Origin of the sequence: Robiginitalea sp. (genome assembly GCF_049588695.1) — a bacterium.
Classification (GTDB): Bacteria; Bacteroidota; Bacteroidia; order Flavobacteriales; family Flavobacteriaceae; genus Robiginitalea.
The window spans coordinates 1-2,808 of the sequence record NZ_JBAVZJ010000480.1; the positions used below are offsets into that span (position 1 = coordinate 1).

At 51.7% G+C, this 2,808-nt stretch carries 3 protein-coding genes; all 3 read right to left on the bottom strand.

Annotated elements, in window-relative coordinates; translation table 11 throughout:
- Positions 1 to 243: ATP-binding cassette domain-containing protein (locus WBV75_RS11265; RefSeq protein WP_424120697.1), on the bottom strand; the 243-nt coding region annotated here is incomplete at its 3' end.
- Positions 244 to 246: 3 nt separating this feature from the next.
- Positions 247 to 1,029: an MlaE family ABC transporter permease gene (locus tag WBV75_RS11270; RefSeq protein ID WP_424120698.1), complete on the bottom strand. Its 783-nt coding sequence runs from the start codon at positions 1,027 to 1,029 to the stop codon at positions 247 to 249.
- 88 nt (positions 1,030 to 1,117) lie between these two features.
- On the bottom strand, positions 1,118 to 2,695 hold the full coding sequence (locus WBV75_RS11275) for a glycoside hydrolase family 32 protein (protein WP_424120699.1): 1,578 nt from the start codon (positions 2,693 to 2,695) through the stop codon (positions 1,118 to 1,120).
- Between the last annotated feature and the right edge of the window lie 113 nt (positions 2,696 to 2,808).

Below are 2,808 nucleotides of genomic sequence, written 5' to 3' on the forward strand. Positions count from 1 at the left end.
GCCCAGAACCTCCACCAGGCCCTCGTCTGGCTCTATCAACCCGACAAGGCATTTGATCATTACCGATTTTCCGGAGCCTGATTTTCCCATGACCACCAGGTTCTCGCCCTGGTAGAGGGTCAGGTTAAACCCTCTGAGTACGTGGTTCTCCCCAAAGCGTTTATGAAGGTCCCGGATCCGAATCATCTCCTTTCGGCCCGAGGCTTTTGTTTGCGTATCCTTATTTTTTGTTGCAGCTTCCATAGGTCAGAGTTGATAAAAAATATCCGAGATAAATACTGCCATAAAATCCACAAAAAAGACCAGGAGCGAGGCCGTAACCACGGCTGTATTTGCCGCTTTTCCCACTCCGGCCGTCCCCTTTTTACAATAGTACCCTTTGTAACAACCCACCAGGCCGATCACAAATCCAAAAAAGAAAGATTTAATAGTGGCCGGTATAAAGTCCCCAAAGGAGAGGGCGTCAAAAACCATATTGAAGTACAACTGGAAACTCATCCCCCCCTTGAGGTATTCCACCAGGGCCGACCCGTAAAGGGCGATAATATCCCCGAAGATCACCAGGAGGGGAAGCATTAGTGTCGTCGCCATGATACGGGTCACCACCAGGTACTTAAAGGGATTCGTCCCCGAAACCTCCATGGCATCGATTTGTTCTGTAACCCGCATGGAACCGAGTTCAGCCCCTATTCCGGACGCAATCCGTCCGGCACAGATCAGGGCTGTGATCACCGGCCCGATCTCCCGTACAATTGAAATCCCCACCATATTGGGCATCCAGGATTCCGCCCCGAACTCAATCAGGGTAGGCCTGGATTGTAGTGTCAACACCAGCCCTATGATAAAACCTGTAACCAGGACCAGCATCAGGGAACGGTTCCCCATCTGGTAGCACTGCCGGAAAAACTCCCTCCACTCGTAAGGAGGTCTGAAGACTTCTTTGAAGAACCGGCCGGCAAAATATGTAAGCTCCCCGGTTTCTATAAGAAATCCTCGTATCCCTTGCACTATGGATTTGTCAGGGTCCATATCAATAGTAAAAATAGGGTATGTACGGGTTTCAGGATATGACCCAGATCATCCCGAAATCAATAGGAGTTATTTGATAAACCTTTGTTTACCAAATACTTTTCAGAGCATAGACTGTGGAGGACTCCATCGTCCATTCGCCCTCATCTGCCCAGAAGGTGAGGGTGTCATAAGGCTCTGAAGGAAAGAATATTTCTGTGAAGTTCAGGCGCCCGTTTTCCCCGAACACCTCAATAGAAGCCTCATCCAGGAGGATCCTCAGGTTTGGATCCCCATCGGGCCCTAAATTCAGGGGGGCTTTATGGGGACCCTTAAAAAAGTCCCCGGAGAAACCTTTCGGGCCGGAGCCGCGACGATCCAGCCACATTTCATTATTGACCCGGTCAAAACCCAGGATCAGCCGGTCCCCTGAACTATTGGATAAAGTGATTCCGTAAAGCTCAGCCGTAGTCCTGGCAAGGTCTGTTTTCAAGATGATTTCGCACTGGGAGGGAGTGAAAGATCCCGTCACCTCCTGTTCGCCTCGTATCTCAAGTGTTGGCAGGTCTGTCTTTGGCCCGCGCAGGCCCTTCAGAGATACCACCGGATTGGAGCGCAGCGCATAGCCTTCCCCTTCAGCTTCCAGCTGCAACACACGGGGTACCGTCATAGCCGAGCGCCAGGCCACCGTCGGCACATCCTGGGCATATTGCCAATTGGACATCCAACCTATACCCAGACGCTCAGAATCTTCCCCCGGCGCGTTATCCCAGGTGACAAAAGCGTAGTTATCCGTTCCCCAGTCCAGCCATCTCTGGTCTTCCGGGTTGCCGAGAAAACGGTTGCCATCGAAATCCCCGATAAAATAACTCGTCGCCGTACCTCCGTTGGGAGCGTCCTGCTGTATGCTGACCAGGAGTACCCATTGGGTTTCCCCGGTCCCGGCGACTTCCAGGGGGAACAAATCCGGGCACTCCCACAAGCGCGAATCCCCGGGTATACCAAACTCAGAGAGATATTCCCAGGATTTTAAATCCGGGGAAGCAAAAAACTGTACCCGGTCGTAGACGGCCAGGGTCATAATCCATTTCTGAGATCCTTCGTGCCAGATGACCTTGGGGTCCCTGAAATCCCGGATCCCCTTTTCGTTTTTGACGACCGGATTTCCTTTATACTTGGTCCAGGTCCGGCCTTTATCCAGGCTGTAGGCAATACTCTGGGTCTGAAAATCGGTGGTTCCGGCCTTCTCCCCTACCGGATCGTGATGGGTAAAAGCGGCCACGACGGGTGGAGTAGCTGCGGTCCCGAACCCGGAGGTGTTTTGTAGGTCCACCACAGAACCCCCGGAAAAAATATACCCCAAACTGTCCGGATACAGAGCGATGGGAAGGTGCTCCCAGGATACTAAATCCTTTGAGATTGCATGCCCCCAGTGCATGGGCCCCCAAACCGTACTGTCCGGATAATACTGGTAACTCAGGTGGTATTCCCCATCCAGGTAAAACATCCCGTTGGGGTCATTCATCCACTTGGAAGGGGGGGTGAAATGGAATTTCAGGCGGTGGGCTTCCCCCTGGGTTGTCACCTCTTGGGAATTCAGTGCTTTACCAGATTTTTGAGGTTCCTGTTTGCAGGATAAAAATACAAGGAGCAAGAGGCCGAGTATGCCAGGAATTCGGTTTTTCATAGGAAGCGTGAGGTGTATGTCACAAGATAACAAATCCTGAGGGCACCTCCTATGGACCGGTGTAAAAAGAAAAGGGCCGGAAATACATCCCGGCCCTGATCCTATTATTGAAT